14 protein-coding genes are annotated in these 18392 nt (G+C 63.6%); 4 read left to right on the top strand and 10 right to left on the bottom strand.

Features of this window, described 5'->3' with window-relative positions:
- Position 1: 1 nt before the first annotated feature.
- From QQL79_RS22100 to mutM, 9 genes are all read right to left on the bottom strand, one after another.
- Complete coding sequence (locus tag QQL79_RS22100) at positions 2-2542, bottom strand: transglycosylase domain-containing protein (RefSeq protein ID WP_284394480.1); 2541 nt, start codon at positions 2540-2542, stop codon at positions 2-4.
- Between the two features lie 275 nt (positions 2543-2817).
- Positions 2818-3393: a hypothetical protein gene (locus tag QQL79_RS22095; protein WP_284394478.1), complete on the bottom strand. Its 576-nt coding sequence runs from the start codon at positions 3391-3393 to the stop codon at positions 2818-2820.
- A gap of 5 nt (positions 3394-3398) precedes the next feature.
- Entirely contained in the window at positions 3399-5825 is a 2427-nt protein-coding gene (gyrB, locus tag QQL79_RS22090; RefSeq protein WP_284394476.1) for a DNA topoisomerase (ATP-hydrolyzing) subunit B, read from the bottom strand.
- 239 nt (positions 5826-6064) lie between these two features.
- On the bottom strand, positions 6065-7177 hold the full coding sequence (gene recF, locus QQL79_RS22085; protein WP_284394474.1) for a DNA replication/repair protein RecF: 1113 nt from the start codon (positions 7175-7177) through the stop codon (positions 6065-6067).
- 174 nt (positions 7178-7351) lie between these two features.
- Positions 7352-8473 carry a DNA polymerase III subunit beta gene (gene dnaN / locus QQL79_RS22080; protein WP_284394472.1) on the bottom strand — a complete coding sequence of 374 codons (1122 nt, stop codon included), beginning with the start codon at positions 8471-8473 and terminating at the stop codon, positions 7352-7354.
- Positions 8474-8630: 157 nt separating this feature from the next.
- Complete coding sequence (locus tag QQL79_RS22075) at positions 8631-9017, bottom strand: UCP034077 family protein (protein WP_284394470.1); 387 nt, start codon at positions 9015-9017, stop codon at positions 8631-8633.
- Between the two features lie 47 nt (positions 9018-9064).
- On the bottom strand, positions 9065-10603 hold the full coding sequence (gene dnaA, locus QQL79_RS22070) for a chromosomal replication initiator protein DnaA (RefSeq protein ID WP_284394469.1): 1539 nt from the start codon (positions 10601-10603) through the stop codon (positions 9065-9067).
- 848 nt (positions 10604-11451) lie between these two features.
- Positions 11452-11715, bottom strand: coding sequence for a 30S ribosomal protein S20 (gene rpsT, locus QQL79_RS22065; protein ID WP_284394468.1), 264 nt, complete (start codon positions 11713-11715; stop codon positions 11452-11454).
- 373 nt (positions 11716-12088) lie between these two features.
- Positions 12089-12976 (bottom strand): bifunctional DNA-formamidopyrimidine glycosylase/DNA-(apurinic or apyrimidinic site) lyase, encoded by an 888-nt coding sequence (gene mutM / locus QQL79_RS22060; protein WP_284394467.1) that lies wholly within the window; start codon positions 12974-12976, stop codon positions 12089-12091.
- Positions 12977-13096: 120 nt separating this feature from the next.
- On the opposite strand from mutM, the gene ubiE reads away from it, so the two are divergent.
- The 3 genes from ubiE (at position 13097) to QQL79_RS22045 (ending at position 16127) form a co-directional block, all read left to right on the top strand.
- On the top strand, positions 13097-13861 hold the full coding sequence (gene ubiE / locus QQL79_RS22055) for a bifunctional demethylmenaquinone methyltransferase/2-methoxy-6-polyprenyl-1,4-benzoquinol methylase UbiE (protein ID WP_284394466.1): 765 nt from the start codon (positions 13097-13099) through the stop codon (positions 13859-13861).
- A 98-nt stretch (positions 13862-13959) separates the two neighbouring features.
- The gene (gene ubiB / locus QQL79_RS22050; protein ID WP_284394465.1) at positions 13960-15504 is read left to right on the top strand and encodes a 2-polyprenylphenol 6-hydroxylase; all 1545 of its coding nucleotides are present in this window, start codon (positions 13960-13962) and stop codon (positions 15502-15504) included.
- Between the two features lie 35 nt (positions 15505-15539).
- Positions 15540-16127: a hypothetical protein gene (locus tag QQL79_RS22045; protein ID WP_284394463.1), complete on the top strand. Its 588-nt coding sequence runs from the start codon at positions 15540-15542 to the stop codon at positions 16125-16127.
- 236 nt (positions 16128-16363) lie between these two features.
- On the opposite strand, the gene QQL79_RS22040 is transcribed toward QQL79_RS22045, so the two are convergent.
- Positions 16364-17560, bottom strand: a complete 1197-nt coding sequence (locus QQL79_RS22040) for an FAD-dependent monooxygenase (RefSeq protein ID WP_284394462.1) — start codon at positions 17558-17560, stop codon at positions 16364-16366.
- 67 nt (positions 17561-17627) lie between these two features.
- Here QQL79_RS22040 and QQL79_RS22035 point away from each other — a divergent pair, with 67 nt between their 5' ends.
- The gene (locus tag QQL79_RS22035) at positions 17628-18116 is read left to right on the top strand and encodes a MarR family winged helix-turn-helix transcriptional regulator (protein WP_284394461.1); all 489 of its coding nucleotides are present in this window, start codon (positions 17628-17630) and stop codon (positions 18114-18116) included.
- The last annotated feature ends 276 nt before the right edge of the window (positions 18117-18392 follow it).

The raw sequence follows: 18392 nt of genomic DNA, 5'->3' as shown, positions 1-18392 counted from the left end.
CCTAGTTGCCGAAGATCAGGTCCATCAGCGTGCGTTGCTGCGGCTGTTCGGGCTCCTGGTAGATCACCTGATCGCCGACCGGCTGGGGCGGGGCGAACTGGCCCTGCGGCTGTTGCTGGCTGGCGGGTGCCGAGGGCACCCAGACCTGCTGGCCGGTAGAGGGATCGACAATCAGAACCATGGGCAGGCCCGTATCGGGATCGATGGGCGCGGTGCTGCCGACATCGGCCGCAGGACCTTGCTGGAAACCCCCGCCCTGCTGGATGGGCATGCCGGTGGCCGGATCGATGGCCTGGCCATTGGCGTCATAGGTGACCTGCTGGCCCACGGGCAGGCCGGTCATGGGGTCGACCATCTGGCCGGTCTGGATCGGCTGGTTGGAGGGCGCGGCGACCGGCTGGCCGGTCTGGGCATCGACATGCTGGACCATGGGCTGGCCCGTCGCCGGGTCGATGACCTGCTGGCCGGTGGCCGGATCGATAACCGGCTGGGCCACGCTCTGGCCTTCGTAAGAGCCGTGCGGAATCTGGGCGATCTGCTTGCCGGCATGGGCCTTGGTCATGAATTCGGACCAGATGACCGCCGGCACATTGCCGCCCGAAAGCGTGGTGCGGGTGTCATTGTCATTACCCAGCCAGACGCCGGTCACCATGGCGGCGGTATAGCCGACAAAGAGCGCGTCGCGGGCATTCTGGGAGGTGCCGGTCTTGCCGCCGAACTGCCAGCCATTGAGATTGGCGCCCTTGCCGGTGCCCACCTCGACGGCGGTTTCCAGCATGTCGTTCATCTCGTCGAGCACATTGGGGGCGATGACGCGGCCGGGGCCGGCATCGGACGCCTCGTAAAGCGGCTTGCCGTCCTTCGTCTCGATCTTGGTGATGACATTGGGGATGACACCCATGCCGCCATTGGCGAAGGGGGCGTAGGCGCCGGTCAGTTCGAGCAGGTTCACTTCCTGGGTGCCCAGCGCAATGGAGGGCACCGGCGTCAACTGGCTGGAAATGCCCATGCGGGTGGCCACATCGACCACGGCCTGGGGCGTGACGTCGATGGCCAGCCGCGCGGCAATGGTATTGAGCGAATAGGCCAGGCCCTGGCGCAGGGTCACCGTGCCGGCATATTTGCCCGAGGCATTGCGCGGACTCCAGCCCTGATATTCGAACTGGGCGTCTTCGGCCAGGGTCTCGGGCGTATAGCCCTTTTCCATGGCGGCCAGATAAACGAAGGGCTTGAAGGTCGAGCCCGGCTGACGCTTGGCCGTGACCGCGCGGTTATATTGGCTGGCCTGGTAATCGACGCCGCCCACCATGGCGCGCACCGTGCCATCGACATCCATGGCGACGAGGGCGCCCTGGTTGAAGCCGCGCTTGGGACCTTCGGAGGCCACCAATTCCTTGACGATGAACTCGGCGTCCTTCTGCATTTTCCAGTCGATGGTGGTCTGCACCACGACGTCGCTGTCGATCTCGCCGATATAGGCGGTCATCAGGCTTTCGACCCAGTCGGCGACATAGGATTCGGAACCCGCGACACGGGTGCGCACGGATTGATTGGGGTCGATCTGGGCGGCGGAGGCTTCCTCGCGGGTGATATAGCCTTCCTCAGCCATGGAATTGAGCGTCAGGCGCTGGCGTTCCTTGGCACGTTCCGGATTGGATTTCGGATTATAGGCCGAGGGCGCGGGCAGAATGCCGGCCAGCATGGCGGCCTGGCCGAGCGAGAGATTGCGCGCGGAAACGCCGAAATAGGTCTGCGCGGCCGCCTCGATGCCGGTGGCGCCGGCGCCGAAATAGACGCGGTTCATATAGAGTTCGAGGATTTCTTCCTTGGTGTAGTTCTGTTCGAGCCACACCGCCAGAATGGCTTCCTGCACCTTGCGGCCCAGGGTCTGGTCGGGGGTGAGGAAGAGGTTTTTCGCCACCTGCTGGGTGATGGTGGAGGCGCCACGGGTGACCCCGCGCGCCCGCACGCTTTCGGCCGCCACGGCGAGCAGGCCAATAGGGTCGACGCCGAAATGGCTCATGAAACGGCGGTCTTCGCTGGCGATGATCGCCGCGGGCACATAATAGGGCAATTCGCGATAGGTGATCGCTTCGCCCCCGGTCTGGCCGCGATTGGAAATCAGGCTCCCGTCAGCGGCGAGAATGCGGATATTGGGCGGGCGATCGGGAATGGCCCAGGTATTGGACGAGGGCAATTGGGCCCCGTAATAGACCACGACGCCGATAACGGCGATGCCGGCCCAGAGGGCAAAGACAAAGCCCCAGTAGAAAATGCCCATGAGAAAGCCGCCGGTACGCGAGCGGCGTTTTTTTGGCTTCTTTTCGCGGGCGGTCGTGGCCTTGCCGCGGCGCGGCGGCTTAGGGGGCTTGCCCTTGGGATTGGGGGACGCGCCGCCGGAGCGTTCGTCATCGACAAAGACGCCGACCGCCTTGCCCATGGAGGGTTCGACGCGGGAGCCGCCCTTGGCACGGCTGGCCGCGGCCGGCCGGCCCTTGGGCTGGGCGCCAACGCGATCATCGGCGGAAATGCGAAAATCCATCAATCGAACCCGAAATAGAAAGTGCCTGGGCCTTGCCTTCTACTCTCATCTGCCATCATGGCAAACAAAGAGGTTAGCAAAGCGTAAAGGCCGACCAAGCCGTCCACCGGTGCGTCATCCCCGGCCGATGGCCCGAGGGCGCGTCCTGGCGCGGCCACAGCTTGCGGTTCTCAGGGGAAATTGTGGCCGGTTTATGTGGGGTTTTGCGGGATGTGGCGCGCTGTTGCGGACGCGCCACAAGGGGGGCGATCACGTTGTGGTGGGCACGTTGCCCGTCACCCCAGCGCAACAAGCATTCTGTCGGTGAATTCCGCCAATGCGACATTGTCCGCCGCATCGACCAAGGGCAGGCCGAGCCTGGTGGCGGTCTCACGGAAATCGGCGTTCTGCCGCAGGGAGCGGGTGATGAATTTGTCGATCAATTGCCTTTGGACGGCATCGCGCCCGGCATAGCCGCTTTGCTGCAAGATCCGGTCGCGGAGAAATCCATCCTCGGCGTAAAGGCCGATGGGGTGGGTATTAGGGCTTTCCAGTGTCACGAGGAATTCGGGACGAAGGGCCGATCCCTCAAAGACGCTGCCGACGTCCTGGGCGCCGGCCTCGGCAATCTGCCGGCTGATATGGGGCCAGATGTTTTCCTGATGGGTCAGGAGGAACCAATAGATGGTCTCGTCGGACAGGCGCCGGTAATGCTCGGCGACCGGCTCGCGCACCTCCGGCCAGGGGCGGCCGGGATGGCGCCCCATCTTGTCGGTTGAATAGACCGGCCAGGCAAGCTGTTCGCCCAGGCGGGCGGCCAGGGTGGACTTACCCACATGCGAGGTTCCGAAGATCAGAACGAGTGGAGCCATTGCGCCTAGACGTCCAGATTGCTGACGCTCAGGGCATTGTCCTGGATGAAATCGCGACGGGGTTCGACCAGGTCCCCCATCAGCGCGGTGAAGATCGCGTCGGCTTCGGTGGTTTCGTCGATCTCGACCTTGAGCAGGGTGCGGGCATTGGGGTCGAGCGTGGTTTCCCAGAGCTGGGAAGCGTTCATTTCGCCCAGGCCCTTGTAGCGCTGCAGCGAGACGCCCTTGCGGCCGGCATCGGTGACGGCCTTGAACAGGCTCGCCGGACCATAGATGGGAATGGTCTCGCCCTTGCGGACCAGGGTCGGCACGCCGCCATAGATTTCGTCGAGACGATCGGCGAGCTGACGGAGCTTGCGCGCATCGGCGCTGATCAGCAGGGCCTTGTCGAGCAGGTGACGTTCGGCCACGCCGCGCACGGTGCGCGAGAAGGCGAGTTCATCGGCATCGGTGACTTCGCCGGTCCAGCCCTGTTCCCATTCGTCGGAAATGCGGTCGAGACGATTGCCCACGCGCTTGAGCACCTCGGCCATCTTTTCGGCATTGGCCAGGCCGTCGGGATCAAGCCCCCCAACAATGGCGGCCTGTTCAACCAGGTTCCGGTTGTAGCGCGTATTGAGATTGTCGATTGCCCCGACAATGCCGCGCGCCTGCTGCAGAATCGCCCGCAAATCGGGGCCGCCATGCTGGTGGCCGTCGCGCGTGGTGAAGACCGCTTCTTCAAGACCCGCATCGATCAGGTAATCGGTCAGCGCGTCCTCATCCTTGAGATATTGCTCGGAACGGCCACGGGTGGCTTTGTAGAGCGGGGGCTGGGCGATGTAGATATGGCCACGCTCCAGCAGTTCGGGCGTCTGCCGGTAGAAGAAGGTCAGGAGCAGGGTGCGGATATGGGCGCCGTCCACGTCGGCGTCGGTCATGATGATGATCTTGTGGTAGCGCAGCTTGTCGGCATTGAACTCTTCGCGGCCAATGCCGGTGCCGAGCGCGGTGATCAGCGTGCCGACCTGGTCGGAGGAGATCATGCGGTCGAAACGGGCGCGTTCCACATTGAGGATTTTGCCGCGCAGCGGCAGCACGGCCTGATTGGAGCGGTCGCGGCCCTGCTTGGCCGAGCCACCGGCCGAGTCGCCCTCGACGATGAAGATTTCGGACTTGGCGGGATCGCGCTCCTGGCAATCGGCAAGCTTGCCGGGCAGCGAGGAGATTTCCAGCGCGCCCTTGCGGCGAGTAAGTTCGCGCGCCTTGCGGGCCGCTTCGCGGGCAGCGGCGGCTTCGGCCACCTTGCCGACAATGATCTTGGCCTCGTTGGGATGTTCCTCGAACCACTGGCCCAGCTTTTCGTTGACGATGTTTTCGACGACGGGGCGCACTTCGGAGGAGACCAGCTTGTCCTTGGTCTGCGAGGAGAACTTTGGATCGGGCACTTTGACCGAAAGCACGCAGGTCAGCCCCTCGCGCGTGTCGTCGCCGGTGACCGAGACCTTCTCACGCTTGGAAATGCCCGAGCTTTCGGCATAGCCGACCACCTGGCGCGTCAGCGCGCCGCGCAGGCCGGCAAGGTGGGTGCCGCCATCGCGCTGGGGGATGTTATTGGTGAAGCAGAGCACGTTTTCGTGGTAGCTGTCGTTCCATTGCAGCGCCACTTCGACGGTGATGCCGTCCTTTTCGCTGATCATGGTGATCGGACGATCGATGACCGCGGCCTTGGACTTGTCGAGGTAATTGACGAAGGCTTCCAGCCCCCCCTCATAGAACAGGTCGATATCGACCGGCTCGGGGTGGCGGCGATCGGCGAGCAGGATATGCACGCCCGAATTGAGGAAGGCCAGCTCGCGCAACCGGTGTTCGAGCGTCTTGAAATCGAACTCGATCATGGTGAAGGTGTCGGACGAGGGCATGAAGCTGACCTCGGTGCCGGTGCGGCCTTCATAGGTGCCGGTAACCTTGAGCGGGGCATCGGCATCGCCATGGGTGAAGCTCATCTCATGGATCTGGCCGCCTGAGCGGATCTTGAGCCGGAGCCAGACCGAGAGGGCGTTGACCACCGAAACGCCCACGCCATGCAGGCCCCCGGAGACCTTATAGGAGTTCTGGTCGAACTTACCGCCGGCATGGAGCTGGGTCATGATGACCTCGGCAGCCGAGACGCCCTCTTCCTTGTGGATGCCGGTGGGAATGCCGCGGCCATTATCGGTGACGGTGACCGAGCCATCGGCATTAAGGGTCACGGTGACGAGATCGGCATGGCCAGCCAGGGCCTCGTCGATGGCATTGTCGACCACCTCATAGACCATGTGGTGCAGACCCGATCCGTCGTCGGTATCGCCGATATACATGCCGGGGCGCTTGCGCACCGCGTCGAGCCCCTTGAGGACTTTGATGCTGTCGGCGCCGTACTCGGCTGGGATGGGGTTTTCGCTATCGGTCATGGGGTCCGAATCAGGCAGGTTTCAGAGTGAATTTGTTCTATCGGAACGGGGGTCTATCCCCAAGCAAAATGGCCTTTTTAGGGGCTTTTGCCGGGGGACATCGCACCGATGGGGGTGCCCCATCCCAGGGTCATTCCCGCGAAAGCGGGAACCTCTGTTTTCTGTACCTGGATTGGGTAACGGAGGTTCCCGCTTTCGCGGGAATGACACCGTGTTGGTGTGAGCATCGGTGGTGCCGTTCAATCCTTATACAACCGCCCGTCCCGCACCGTAATCGTCTGGGCCCTCTCGCCCAGGGCCTCGAAGAGCAGCTTGTCGGTGCCGGTGAGGAAGCATTGCGTTCCCAGCCCATCGAGGGCCGAAAACAGGGCCCGGCGGCGGTCGGGATCGAGATGGGCGGCGATTTCGTCGAGCAGCAGGAAGGGCGTGATCGCGGTGCGCAATTTGACCAATCTGGCATGGGCCAGGATCAGCCCGATCAGCAATGCCTTTTGCTCGCCGGTCGAGCCCAAGGCGGCCGGCATGCCTTTTTGGGCATAGGTCACTTCGAGATCGACACGGTGTGGTCCAGATATGGTGCGTCCGGCGGCGCGATCAAGGGCGCGCGAGGCCTGCCAGGTCTCGATCAAGGCAGTTTCGAGCGCGGCCGAGGAAGTGGGCTCGCTCTGGTTGTCAAAGAGCGGGGTCAGCGCCAGATGGGCAGAAGGAAAGCTTTCGTCATCAAGGCTTTGCTCGATCAGCGCTTGCAGGTGGGTGAGGCTGTCGGTGCGGGCCAGGTGGATGGAGGCACCGAGTTCCGCCAGCTGGATTTCGACGGCCGAGAGCCATCGGATATCGCCGCCCTCTTCGAGCAGGCGATTGCGCTGGCGCATGGCCTTGTCATAGTCGGAAACGGACGAGGAATGGCTGGGGATGAGGGTGGTCACCAGCCGATCCAAAAACCGGCGCCGGTCGCTGGCGGGGCCGGAAAACAGGCCATCCATGGCCGGGGTGAGCCAGAGCACGCGCAGGTAATCGCTCATCGCTTCGATGGAGCGGGCATTGGCGCCATTGATGCGCACGCGGCGGCCGCCATCGGGGCCGGCGCCGGTGCCGATATCGGCGGGGCCGTCATCGGTCTCGACGGTGGCCGCGACCGCCCAGCCGATATCACTGCCCTGGGCCTGGACCGTATCGAAACTGGCGCGGCGCAGGCCACGGCCGGGCGAGAGCAGGCTCACCGCTTCGAGCAGATTGGTCTTGCCGGCGCCATTGGGGCCGGTGAGGACGAGATGGCGATCATCAAGGTCAAGCGCCGCCGCGGTGTAATTGCGGAAGGCGGTGAGGCGGAGGCGGGAGAGGTGGCGGGTCATGGATGGTCCCGCAAGCTGGATGCGGCCCTCCTCCCCCTTGAGGGGAGGAGATGGAGGTGGGGGTGCTGCGCCATCCGCAACATCGATGAGAGTGATAGCGCAGCACCCCCACCCTTAATCCCTCCCCTCAAGGGGGAGGGAGACGATGGAGCCGCCTGGTCCTTGGACAGGGGCCTAAACCCGCATCGGCATCAGGACGTAGAGCGCCTTGGTCTCGCCTTCGTCCTTGACCAGCGTGGGGGAGCCGGCGTCGTTGAACATGAAGATGGCGCTTTCGCTGCGGATCTGCCCGATTATGTCGAGCAGATAGCGCGCGTTGAAACCGATTTCGAAGCCGTCGGTGTCGAATTCGACGGCGAGTTCTTCGCTGGCGGTGCCGTGGTCGGGATTGGTGACCGAGAGTTCGAGCAGGCCATCCTTGGCCTGGAGCTTGACGGCCTTGCCGCCGCGATCGGAGGCAATGGTCGAGACGCGGTCGACGGCCGTAGCGAAGCTGGCCCGATCGACATTCATCTGCTTGTCGTTGTTCTTGGGCGTCACCCGATCGTAATCGGGGAAGGTGCCTTCGATGAGCTTGGATAGCAGCACGACGGGACCGACGGTGAAGCGGATCTTGGTGTCGGAGACTTCGACCTTGACCTCGCCCTCGGCGCCATCGAGCAGTTTTTGCACTTCGCCGACGGTCTTTTTCGGCACGATAATGCCGGGCATGCCCTTGGCGCCGGTGGGCGCTTCGATTTCAGCGCGGGCCATGCGGTGACCGTCGGTGGCGACGGCGCGCAGCAGGGTGCCGGAGGCGGAGTTTTCGACGGCGTGGAAATAGATGCCGTTCAGATAATAGCGCGTCTCCTCATTGGAGATGGCGAATTGCGTGCGCTCGATCAATTCGCGCAGCGCGGAGGCGGCGATGGAAAATTCATGGCCGAAGCTGCCGGACTTGAGATCGGGGAAGCTATCGGGGCTGAGGCAGGCCAGGTTAAAGCGCGAGCGGCCCGAGGTGAGAACCATGTTCTCGCCGCCATCGGTTTCGAGGCGCACTTCGGCGCCGTCGGATAGCTTGCGGACGATTTCATACAGCGTATGGGCGGGAACCGTGGTGGTGCCCGGAGTGGAGACCATGGCCGGGACAGCCTCGGTCACCTCGATATCGAGGTCGGTAGCGCGCAGCTCCACCCGGTCCTCGGCGGCCTTGAACAGCACATTGGCGAGGATGGGATAGGTGTTGCGCCGCTCGACCACGCGATGCACATGGCTCAGCGACTTGAGCAGATGATTGCGTTCGAGCGTGACTTTCATTGACGATCAATCCTTGGCACTACGCGGGCCGCCCTTGGGAGCGACCGAAAACCCCGGCAAGCCGGGGTTGGACATTTACAAGTTGCGCGCGGTTTAGCAAGGGCAGCGGGGCCGCAAGGCGCAGGGATTCCACAAAGAGGGTGGGCGATGGTTTGGATCAGCCCTGAAACGTCGCGTCGATGGCAAAGCGCTCGGTTGGCTTGGCGCCCAGGCCGGTAAGGCCCTCGAATGGCGCACAGCGCCGGATGGACGCCACCGCGCTCTCGACCAGGGGCTGGAGCTTGGCGGAGGATTTGCCGCCATCGACCCTGACCTCGGGCTCGCCATAGATGCGGCCATCGCCGAAGAAAACCAGCGATACGGTGACGCGGAACCCGTCAAAGCCGGGCGGCAGGAGCCAGCACTCGGTCAATTGGCGCTGCACGCTGGCCCCGATGGCTATTCTATCGGCCGCAGATGCCGGCAGCGGCGCGGGGGCCGGCGCCTGGGCATAGACGGGCGCGGTAGATAGCAGGATCAGGGCAAGGGGGATGGCGTGGCGCATAGGTCCAAGGCTAGTTGGCGTGCCCGACATGATTGTGACAGGGCGCCCTATTCTTCCAGCATGCGCTTGAGGAGCTCGATCTCCTGGCAGAGCTCGATATCGTCCTTCATCATGGATTCCACCTTGCGGACCGAATGAAGGACCGTGGTGTGATCGCGCCCGCCAAAGCGGCGGCCGATTTCGGGCAGGGAGCGGGAGGTCAGCGCCTTGGCCAGGAACATGGCGATCTGGCGCGGGCGGACCACGTCGCGGCTGCGGCGGGCAGAGAGCAATTCGTTGCGCGGCACTTTATAATGGCGGCTGACGATCTTGAGAATGTCCTCGATGCGGACGCGCTTGGCGTCGCGAGCGCGGATCAGGTCGGCCAGGGTCTTTTCGGCCAGGGGCACGGTGATCAATTCGCCGGTCAGCTGGTTGGCGGCGACGAGGCGATTGACGGCGCCGTCGAGATCGCGGCCATGGCTGACCACGGCACGCGAGACATAATCGATGACCGGAACGGGGAAATGCATGCCGTAGCGGGCGGTGGCCTGGTCGGCGCGGCGCTGGACGATGGCGCGGCGCAATTCGATGTCAAAGCCGGTAATCGGCACGACAAGGCCGCCCGAGAGGCGCGAGCGGATGCGCTCGTCGATCATTTCGAGATCGCGCGGGGGGGCGTCGCCGGCCACCACGACCTGCTTGGCGCCAGTCAGGAGCGTGCCCAGGGTATGGCCGAATTCGGTGGCCGATTTGCCCTGCAGGAATTGCATGTCATCGATCAGCAGCAGATCGACCCGGCGCAGCCATTCCTTGAAGCCGAGCGCGGACTGGCGCTGCACGGCGGTAATGAAATGGTACATGAAATGGTCGGCGGTGAGATAGACGATGTTCTTGCTCGCATCGGCCGATTGCACCGCATGGGCAATGGCGTTGAGCAGGTGGGATTTGCCCAGGCCGACCGTGGAATGAATATAGACCGGGTTGAAGGTCACGCTGTTATTGGCCGCGGCATGGGCGATCTGCTTGGCGACGCCAAAGGCCATTTCATTGGCCGCGCCGGGCACGAAGGTCTCGAACGTCATGCGCTGGTCGATGGCGCTGCCGGCCAGGGCATCGCCCTTGGACGCGCTATTGTCGCGCACCAGGCGCGGCGTGGCGGGCGCCTGGGGGGCAGCAGCGGCGGCGGGAGCGGCCGTATCGGAGCTGGGAGCGGCTTCAACGACGGGGGCGGCCAGTTTCTTGGTGGCCTGGCCATTGACGCGCAGGGTGACCTGGAGACGGCTCACCTCTTCCATATCCTGGCGGAAGGCTTCCACGATCCGGTCGGAATAATTGGACTGCACCCAGGAGCAGAGGAAGCGCGTGGGCGCGGACAGATGCACCAGATCGTCGACGATTTCCTCGAGCTCGAGCCGGGCGAACCAGGAAGTGAAGACATCTTCGCCAACGGCAGCCTTGAGGCGAGCGCGCACCCGATTGAAGAGGTCGCGCTGCGCTTCGGAGCCAGAGGTGGTCATGAGGGACATTTCGCCTTTGAGTGTCGAGGAGGTGGAGGGCAGGCCGGGATTTCCCCAATCATCCCGTCCGGCGGTCTGTCGCATCATTATCCTTGCCCCATTCGCTGTTCGACCGGCCGGTCCGCAAAGTCCGGCCGCTATTACAAATCCAGGCGGGGCACCGACGGCGCCAACCGCAATTTCTCTTGTTCCCGCCGGCCATCCGATTGGCCATAGCTTCGCCGGGGCGCCCGATAACCAGGACGCAAAACCCTGCCCGGTGGGAACGCCACCGTTGCCTATCTACTCTTTAACGTGAAGCCGGACCGAAACGACCGGCGCTCTACTGAACCCAATTTGCCCGGATTGGACGGGCTGCGCACTTTGCCAACACATCATTACCGGAAAAAACCGCCCCGGCATCCTGCCGAAACGAGCCCAAAACAAACGCCCCGAATAAGACCCCATCCGCTCGCCGCGAAGGTCCTTGATGGCCCCCGTTTTCGAGCTGACCAGGCCATAGTAGTGGGTCGATTTTGGGGGGGCAATGCCCCTTTTCCGAAAATGGGGGCTTGACTCCTACCATTGTCTTTTCCGCCTGCCGCCCCCCGGAAAACCAGCCCCGGCAAGGCTCTGTGACTCAATGCAGATTCTCGTCACAAAGCGGCGGTCCCCGCCAAAATTATATTTCCCTAAACCACAGTCTGGAGCTGTTCCAAGCCCTTCGTGACAATTTCAAAAACCCGCCCGATCCTCACAAATCCTTGATGGCGCTGAGTTTTTCAGCAGGATTGGTGAAAACACCGGGATGTCGCAATTGCGTCATCGGGATGACACGAAATCGTCAAGACGGAAAATCCTTGCCTCGATTCCGAAAGCGGGGAGGGCAAAGAAAATGGGCCCCCGAGGGAGCCCATTGGCATCCTGCAGCAGCCATGCTGCGCAGGGGTAACCGGTCAGGCGAGAGCCTTGACGCGGTTATTGAGGCGGGAGACCTTGCGGGCCGCCAGATTGGCATGAACAATGCCCTTGGTGGCTGCGCGGTTGATCTCGGGCTCGGCAGCCTTGAGGGCCGCGAAGGCCACGGCATGATCGCCGGCCACGATGGCTTCTTCAACCTTGCGGATGAAGGTGCGGACGCGCGAACGGCGCGACTTGTTGACCGCGGTGCGGGCTTCGATCTTGCGGGTAGCCTTTTTGGCTGACGGCGTATTGGCCATAACGGTCCTCTTGGCGTCCAACCGGCCGAAAGCGCCTCAGCAGCGCACCGTCCGGGATGAAATGAAAGCGGCGGCCTTACGTCGAGCCGCCAAGTGGGGCGGTCTATAGGGGAAAGGGGCGGGAGCGTCAACTGGATTCAGGGGGCAGCGGGGGATGCATGCTTGCCATGCCGACCCCGTATGGCGCCGCACCCGCGAGTCCCGCACCTCCCCCTTGATGGGGGAGGCTGGGAGGGGGTGATGAGAGCCACGATCATCGCGTATGCGGAAGCATACCCCCACCCTACTCGATCACGGATTTAGCTGAAGCTAAATCCTATCTCGCTTCCCTCCCCACAAGGGGAGGGAGGACGACTGAGAGATCGAAGCCAGCTCACACCTTCTTCTGGCACACCGGACAGAAAAACGTCGACCGGCCCGATTGCACGATGCGCTGTACCGTGCCGGTACACATTGGCGTGGGACAAGGCTCGCCTTCCCGGTCGTAGACGGCAAAGCGGTGCTGGAAATAGCCCGAGCCGCCTTCGGCATTGCGGAAGTCGCGCAGGGTGGAGCCGCCCACTTCGATGGCTTCGACCAGCACCTGCCGCACGGCATGGGCGAGGTCTTCGAGCACCGGCTTGGGCTTGCCCTTGACGGTGACCAGAGAGCCGGCCAGGACGGTGGGCAGGATATGGGCGCGGTGCAGGGCTTCGGCGACATAGATATTGCCCAGGCCCGCCACCACGCGCTGATCGAGCAAAGCCGCCTTGATCGGGGTCTTCTTGCCCTTGAATTTTGCCGCCATCTCGTCGGCATTGAAATCATTGCCCAGCGGCTCGGGGCCCAGGCCCTTGAGATAGGGGCTGTCCTCGACATGGTCGAAGAGATCGACAAAGCCGAAGCGGCGCGGATCGGCATAGATGAGATGGCTCTTGCCATGCTTGGGGTGGGAAATGTCCCAGACCATGTGGTCGTGCTTGGGGGTGGGCTCGACCTCATAATAGCGCGGCGGCTTGTCGATGCCGTGTTCGGCAAAGCGATAGCTGCCGGTCATGCCCAGATGGCTGAGCACTGTCTTGCCATTGGAAAGGCCGATCAGCAGATATTTGGCGCGCCGACCGACCGAGGTGATTTTTTGCCCCTCAAGCGCCGGCTTCAGATCCTTGGGAAAGGGAAAGCGCAAGTCGGGGCGGTTGAGGGTGACGCGGTCGATGGTGGCCCCATCGATCCAGGGTTCAAGTCCACGCCGGACGGTTTCGACCTCGGGCAGTTCGGGCATCTCAACCTCGTGTCCACTGCGCCGTGGCGCATTTGACTATGTGCCGCTTTGCGCAATTGGCAAAGCGCGGAGTGCTTCTATATGGTGCGCGCGAAACGCAAAAGAGAAGCGAGCAATGCCATGAATAAGGCACGCGAGACCACCCATTTCGGCGAGCAGACCGTGGCGCTCGAGGACAAGCAGGGCCTGGTCAACAAGGTGTTTCACGATGTGGCCGACCGCTATGACCTGATGAACGACCTGATGAGCGGGGGCATTCACCGCATCTGGAAGGATGCCATGGTGGCCGATCTCGCCCCGCCCAAGACCGGCTCGCGGCCCTATAAGGTGCTCGACATGGCGGGCGGCACCGGGGACGTGGCCGAGCGCATCATCAATGCCTCGGTGGGCTATGCCGAGGTCGTGGTCTCCGACATCAATGCCGATATGCTGCGCGTGGGCGCCGAGCGGGCCAAGGGCTGGCGCTTTCCGGCGCAGGCCAGTTTCGTTGAGGCCAATGCCGAGGAGCTGCCTTTTCCCGACAATAGTTTTGACGCCTATACGATCGCCTTTGGCATCCGCAATGTGCCGCGCATCCAACAGGCGCTGGGCGAGGCGCATCGCGTGCTCAAGCGCGGCGGGCGCATTCTGGTGCTGGAATTTTCCCAGGTCGACGTGCCGGGCTTTGACGCGGTCTACAAGGCGTTTTCCGACCGGGTGATCCCGCCCATGGGCAGGATGGTAACCGGGGACGGGCAGCCCTATCAGTACCTCGTGGAATCGATCCGCAAATTCCCCAGCCCGCCGATGTTTTCGGGAATGCTGGCAGAGGCCGGGTTCAAGCGGGTCAAGCACACCCCCTATACCGGCAATGTGGCGGCGCTGTTTTCGGGATGGAAGATTTAGGTGGGTCTGCCGTTGATGAGTTTTTTCGCCCGCCCTCATGCCATTAAGCCCCACAATGTGATTGTGCTGGCCCTCTCCCCCAAAGGGAGAGGTGAAGCATGCTGATCTCCGCCTATTTCCGGCTGATCCGGGCCGGCTATGTGCTGGCGCGCGAGGGAGCGCTGTCGATTGTTTCGGCCAAGGACCTGCCGGGTCCGCTCAAGCTCGGCATCTGGCTGGGGCGGTTGATCGAGCGGCCCAGCGTGCGCAAGACGGGGCATGTGGAACGTCTCAACAAGGCGCTCAACCGGCTGGGGCCGACCTATGTCAAATTCGGCCAGACCCTGGCCACCCGCCCCGATGTGGTGGGCCCCGAGATCGCCAATGACCTGGCGGGCCTGCAGGACAAGATGGACCCGTTCGATCCGGCGCTGGTGCCCGGTATTCTGAGCGCGGCGCTGGATGGTAAGGCGGCCGAGCTGACCGAATTGAGCCCGCCCATTGCGGCGGCTTCCATCGCCCAGGTGCATCGCGCCCGCCTCAAGCCGGCCAATGGCCTGCCGCGCACCGTCGCGGTCAAGATCTTGCGGCCGGGCGTGAGCCAGCGCTTCATGGCCGATATCGAGAGTTATTATGCCGGTGCGGCTTTGGCCGAGCGTTTCGTGCGCTCGACCAAAAGGCTCAAACCGACCCAGGTGGTGGAAACGCTGGACCGGTCGGCCCGGCTCGAACTCGACCTGCGGCTCGAAGCGGCGGCCATTTCCGAGATGGCCGAGAATATCAAGGACGATAGCGGCTTCGTCATCCCAAGTGTCTCCTGGGATCATGTGGCGCAGAATGTGCTGACCACCAGCTGGGTGGAAGGCATTCCGATCCGCGATCACGAAGCGCTCGACGCAGCCGGGGTGGATCGGAAGGCGCTGGCGGCAAAAGTGCTGCAGAGCTTTCTGCGCCATGCCATTCGCGACGGCTTTTTCCATGCCGACATGCATCCGGGGAACCTTTTTGCCGATCCGCGTACGGGCGACGTGATCGCGGTGGATTTCGGCATTATGGGGCGCATCAACCGGCGGGAGCGCCGGTTCCTCGCCGATATCCTTTATGGCTTCATCACCCGCAATTATCGCCTCGTGGCCGAGCGCCATTTCGATATCGGCTATGTGCCCAAGGACCAGTCGGTCGACGACTTCGCCCTGGCCATCCGCTCCATCGGCGAACCGCTGCATGGCCGCACGGCGCAGGATATTTCCATGGCCCGGGTGCTGGGCCAGCTCTTTGTCATCACCGACCTCTTCAACATGCAGACACGGCCCGAACTGGTGCTGCTGCAGAAATCCATGGTGCTGGTGGAGGGTGTGGCGCGGGCGCTCGATCCGGCACTCGATATCTGGACCGTGGCCGAGCCCGTGGTGGGCGATTGGCTGCGCAAGGAAGAGGGTCCGCTGGGCCGGGTGCAGGATATCAAGGACCAGATTTCGATCTTTGCCGAGGCGGCGCAGCGGGTGCCTGTCATTCTGGGCCAGGCCGAGCTGGCGCTCGCCGACTACCACGCCAATAAGCGCCCGCCCGACCGGCTGATGCGCTGGGCACTGGTGCTGGCGGCGGCGGCGGGCACGATCTTTTTCGCGGTGGCGACGGTGCGCGTGCTGCTTCTCGGCTCCTGACTTGCCTGCCCCAGGCGATTTGCATGAGGACGACCATGGCCCTGAACATGCTTTGCAAGCTCGCTGCCCTCACGGGGTTGGCCCTGATGCTGACCGGCTGCGTCGATATCGAGCTCGATGTCGCCCTCACCAGCCCGGAAACCGCGCGGGCGAGCCTGACCCAGACCATGAGCGGCGATTTCTACGCCATGCTCAAGATGAATGCGCCGCCGAAGGATAACCAATTCTGCTCCAAGGGCGAATTTACCGAAACGGACGATGGCGGCGCCATCTGCACGATCACCCAGGAAGGACGCTTTGCCGGGCTCGACCTGGGCGAATATGAGACGCCGGTGCATTTCCGCAGCGCGGGCCCCGGCCTCGTGCGCATTTCGGTGCCGACCGCGCCGATCCGGGCGGAACTGGATATGGGCGAGGACGTGGACGAGGAGACCCGCCAGATGCTGGACAGCATTCTCGCCAAACGCGCCATCACCCTGCGCTTTTCGGGGCTGGCCATTGCCGAGACCAATATGGAATTGACCCCCGACGGCGCGGCGGAGATCGTCATTCCCTTTTCCGACCTGCTCGACAGCAAGCGGCAATTTCCGGTGGAATATTACGCCGTGGTGCGGGCGCCTTAGGGGCTGGTTCTCGCCAAACGCCCGCAACGCTTTCCCCAACCACGACGTCATTCCCGCGCAGGCGGGAATCCATTCTGTCTTTGCCAAGGGGGCAGCGGGAAGAGTGGATTCCCGCCTGCGCGGGAATGACGCGGTGGGTGGGGCGGAAAACGCGATTGCGGGGAAACTGAATGAGGGAGCCTCCCTCGCCGCCGGGAAGCTCCCTCACCCTCCCCCATTTCGGGGAACCGAGCCTGTCAGACGGGCGGGGATAGCGGGTTGAGGTCGGCCCGATAGGCAAACAATTGCTCCTGGGCTTTTTGCCCCAGCGGCACGAAAAGCGGCAGCAGCAGGTCGCGCAGGCGCAGGGCGAGCCAGCCCTGGGCCTTTTTGGGCGCGCCGCCCTGCCGGCCCAAGCGCACCGCCGCCTCGACCCGCGCGCGGCGCAGCGATTCAAAGCGGGCGAAGGCATTGGCGGGCCTTGCCTCGGCCTCGATGGCGGCGGCCAGCACCAGCGCATCTTCCAGCGCCATGGAGGCGCCCTGGCCGGAATGGGGCGTGACGGCATGGGCGGCGTCCCCGATCAGCACGACCCTGTCGGTCGACCAGCGGGGGAGGCTGGGGATATCGTAATCGGGATAGATGCGGATGGTGGCGGGGTCGGTGGCCGCGATGATGCGCCGATTGACCTCGGGATCGGTCCGGTGCAGATCGGCCAGCAGGCGCAGGACATCCTCGCCATTGGCGGTCTCGACCCGGCTTTCATCGGCGGAAGGGAAGGTATCGAACCAATAGACCGGCCCGCCCGCCTCCTTGATATAGCCGAAAAACGCCTTCTCTCCGAAGGTCATGCGCATGCGCCCATCCGTCGGGGGCAACTCGGGCACATCGACAATGCCACCGCTGCCCTGCAGGCCATTATAGATGGGCGCGGGCAGGCCGGGCATGACCAGCCGGCGCACGGCGGAGCGCAGCCCATCGGCGGCGATGAGCATGTCAAAGCTGTCCTTCGTGCCATTGGCCGTGGTCACGATGACCTCGGAGCCGGTCTCCTCGACGGCCTCGACGGCGGCGCCAAAGCGAATGGCCACGGCTTCGGCCCGCGCCGCCTCGAGCAGGACGGTGCCCAGCGCGCCACGGCGGATGGTCACCGAGGGAGCGGCGAAACGTTTGGCATGCCTGTTATAATCGAGCGCACCCAGGGCGCGGCCATGTTCGTTGTAAAAGGCGATGCCGCGGGTTTCGACACCGGCCGCTCGGGCCTTGTCGGCGAGGCCCAGCCCGCGCAGGGCATTCATGCCGTTGGGCGCCAGGGTCACGAAAATCCCCTCATCGGCAAGCTGCTGTTCGCTCCGCTTCTCGATGACGAGCGGGGAATAGCCCTTGCGGGCGAGCGCGATGGCCAGCGCCAATCCGGCAAAACCTGCGCCGACAATGGCAATCGGTGTTTTCATGCTTGTCTCTTGCGTCCCTGCCGCCACATAATGCGACAATCGAATTATTAGATGATATGATAATTAGATGATCGAACTAAATAAGTCAAGTCCGGACAAGGCCGAGCTGATCGGCAAGCTTGGCGTGCTGATCGTGCGCTGGCAGGAGGCGACGCAGCGCTATGACGAGACGGTGGGCGAGATTTTCCAGCTCGGTCCCGCCGAAAGGCTATGCCTGAGCTTTCTCACCAGCGGGCCGCAAACGGCCAGCGCCATTGCCCGGGCCACCCGGCTCACCCCCGCGGCGGTGACGGCTCTGGTCGATCGGCTGGAAGCGCGGAATTTTGTCCGCCGCCGCCCCGATCCGCTCGACCGGCGCAAAGTGCTGGTGGAAGCGGCTGATGCCACCGAAGCGCTCATCGCCCAGGTCTATCAGCCGCTGGCCCAGGCCGGCGCGCAGATCTACGAAAAGCGCGGCATCGCAGAATTGCTGCTGGTTGCCGAAGTGCTGGAGGAAACCATCGCTTTGCAGGACGGCATGACCGAGAAATTGCTGGCGCGGCCCAAGGAGGGGTGAGGGCGACCGCCAAACATCTCCCACCCACCGCCGCTTCCCTCGGGCTTGACCCGAGGGCCACTTGTAATTCGGCACAAGCGGCGAGTGATCCTCGGGTCGAGCCCGAGGAAGGCGATCGTGGTTGGGAGGCATCCGTTGCCCATCCAACCCACAACGTCATTCCGGCGCAGGCCGGAATCCATTCTGCTTTCGAGGACCCTGCGGGAAGAGTGGATTCCCGTCTGCGCGGGAATGACGTGGTGGTTATGTGGGGGCCGGGACCACCAACCTCACTCG

Origin of the sequence: Devosia yakushimensis (assembly GCF_030159855.1) — a bacterium.
GTDB classification, from domain to species: domain Bacteria; phylum Pseudomonadota; class Alphaproteobacteria; order Rhizobiales; family Devosiaceae; genus Devosia; species Devosia yakushimensis.
The sequence above is the reverse complement of the archived record's forward strand: the minus strand, read 5'-3'. Positions and strand labels throughout refer to the sequence as shown.

What these genes read in the sequence shown, in the direction of transcription:
- QQL79_RS22100 (WP_284394480.1), bottom strand. Translation starts at nt 2,542, where the DNA reads ATGGATTTTCGCATTTCCGCCGATGATCGCGTTGGCGCCCAGCCCAAG.
- QQL79_RS22095 (WP_284394478.1), bottom strand. Translation starts at nt 3,393, where the DNA reads ATGGCTCCACTCGTTCTGATCTTCGGAACCTCGCATGTGGGTAAGTCC.
- gyrB (WP_284394476.1), bottom strand. Translation starts at nt 5,825, where the DNA reads ATGACCGATAGCGAAAACCCCATCCCAGCCGAGTACGGCGCCGACAGC.
- recF (WP_284394474.1), bottom strand. Translation starts at nt 7,177, where the DNA reads ATGACCCGCCACCTCTCCCGCCTCCGCCTCACCGCCTTCCGCAATTAC.
- dnaN (WP_284394472.1), bottom strand. Translation starts at nt 8,473, where the DNA reads ATGAAAGTCACGCTCGAACGCAATCATCTGCTCAAGTCGCTGAGCCAT.
- QQL79_RS22075 (WP_284394470.1), bottom strand. Translation starts at nt 9,017, where the DNA reads ATGCGCCACGCCATCCCCCTTGCCCTGATCCTGCTATCTACCGCGCCC.
- dnaA (WP_284394469.1), bottom strand. Translation starts at nt 10,603, where the DNA reads ATGATGCGACAGACCGCCGGACGGGATGATTGGGGAAATCCCGGCCTG.
- rpsT (WP_284394468.1), bottom strand. Translation starts at nt 11,715, where the DNA reads ATGGCCAATACGCCGTCAGCCAAAAAGGCTACCCGCAAGATCGAAGCC.
- mutM (WP_284394467.1), bottom strand. Translation starts at nt 12,976, where the DNA reads ATGCCCGAACTGCCCGAGGTCGAAACCGTCCGGCGTGGACTTGAACCC.
- ubiE (WP_284394466.1), top strand. Translation starts at nt 13,097, where the DNA reads ATGAATAAGGCACGCGAGACCACCCATTTCGGCGAGCAGACCGTGGCG.
- ubiB (WP_284394465.1), top strand. Translation starts at nt 13,960, where the DNA reads ATGCTGATCTCCGCCTATTTCCGGCTGATCCGGGCCGGCTATGTGCTG.
- QQL79_RS22045 (WP_284394463.1), top strand. Translation starts at nt 15,540, where the DNA reads ATGGCCCTGAACATGCTTTGCAAGCTCGCTGCCCTCACGGGGTTGGCC.
- QQL79_RS22040 (WP_284394462.1), bottom strand. Translation starts at nt 17,560, where the DNA reads ATGAAAACACCGATTGCCATTGTCGGCGCAGGTTTTGCCGGATTGGCG.
- QQL79_RS22035 (WP_284394461.1), top strand. Translation starts at nt 17,628, where the DNA reads ATGATCGAACTAAATAAGTCAAGTCCGGACAAGGCCGAGCTGATCGGC.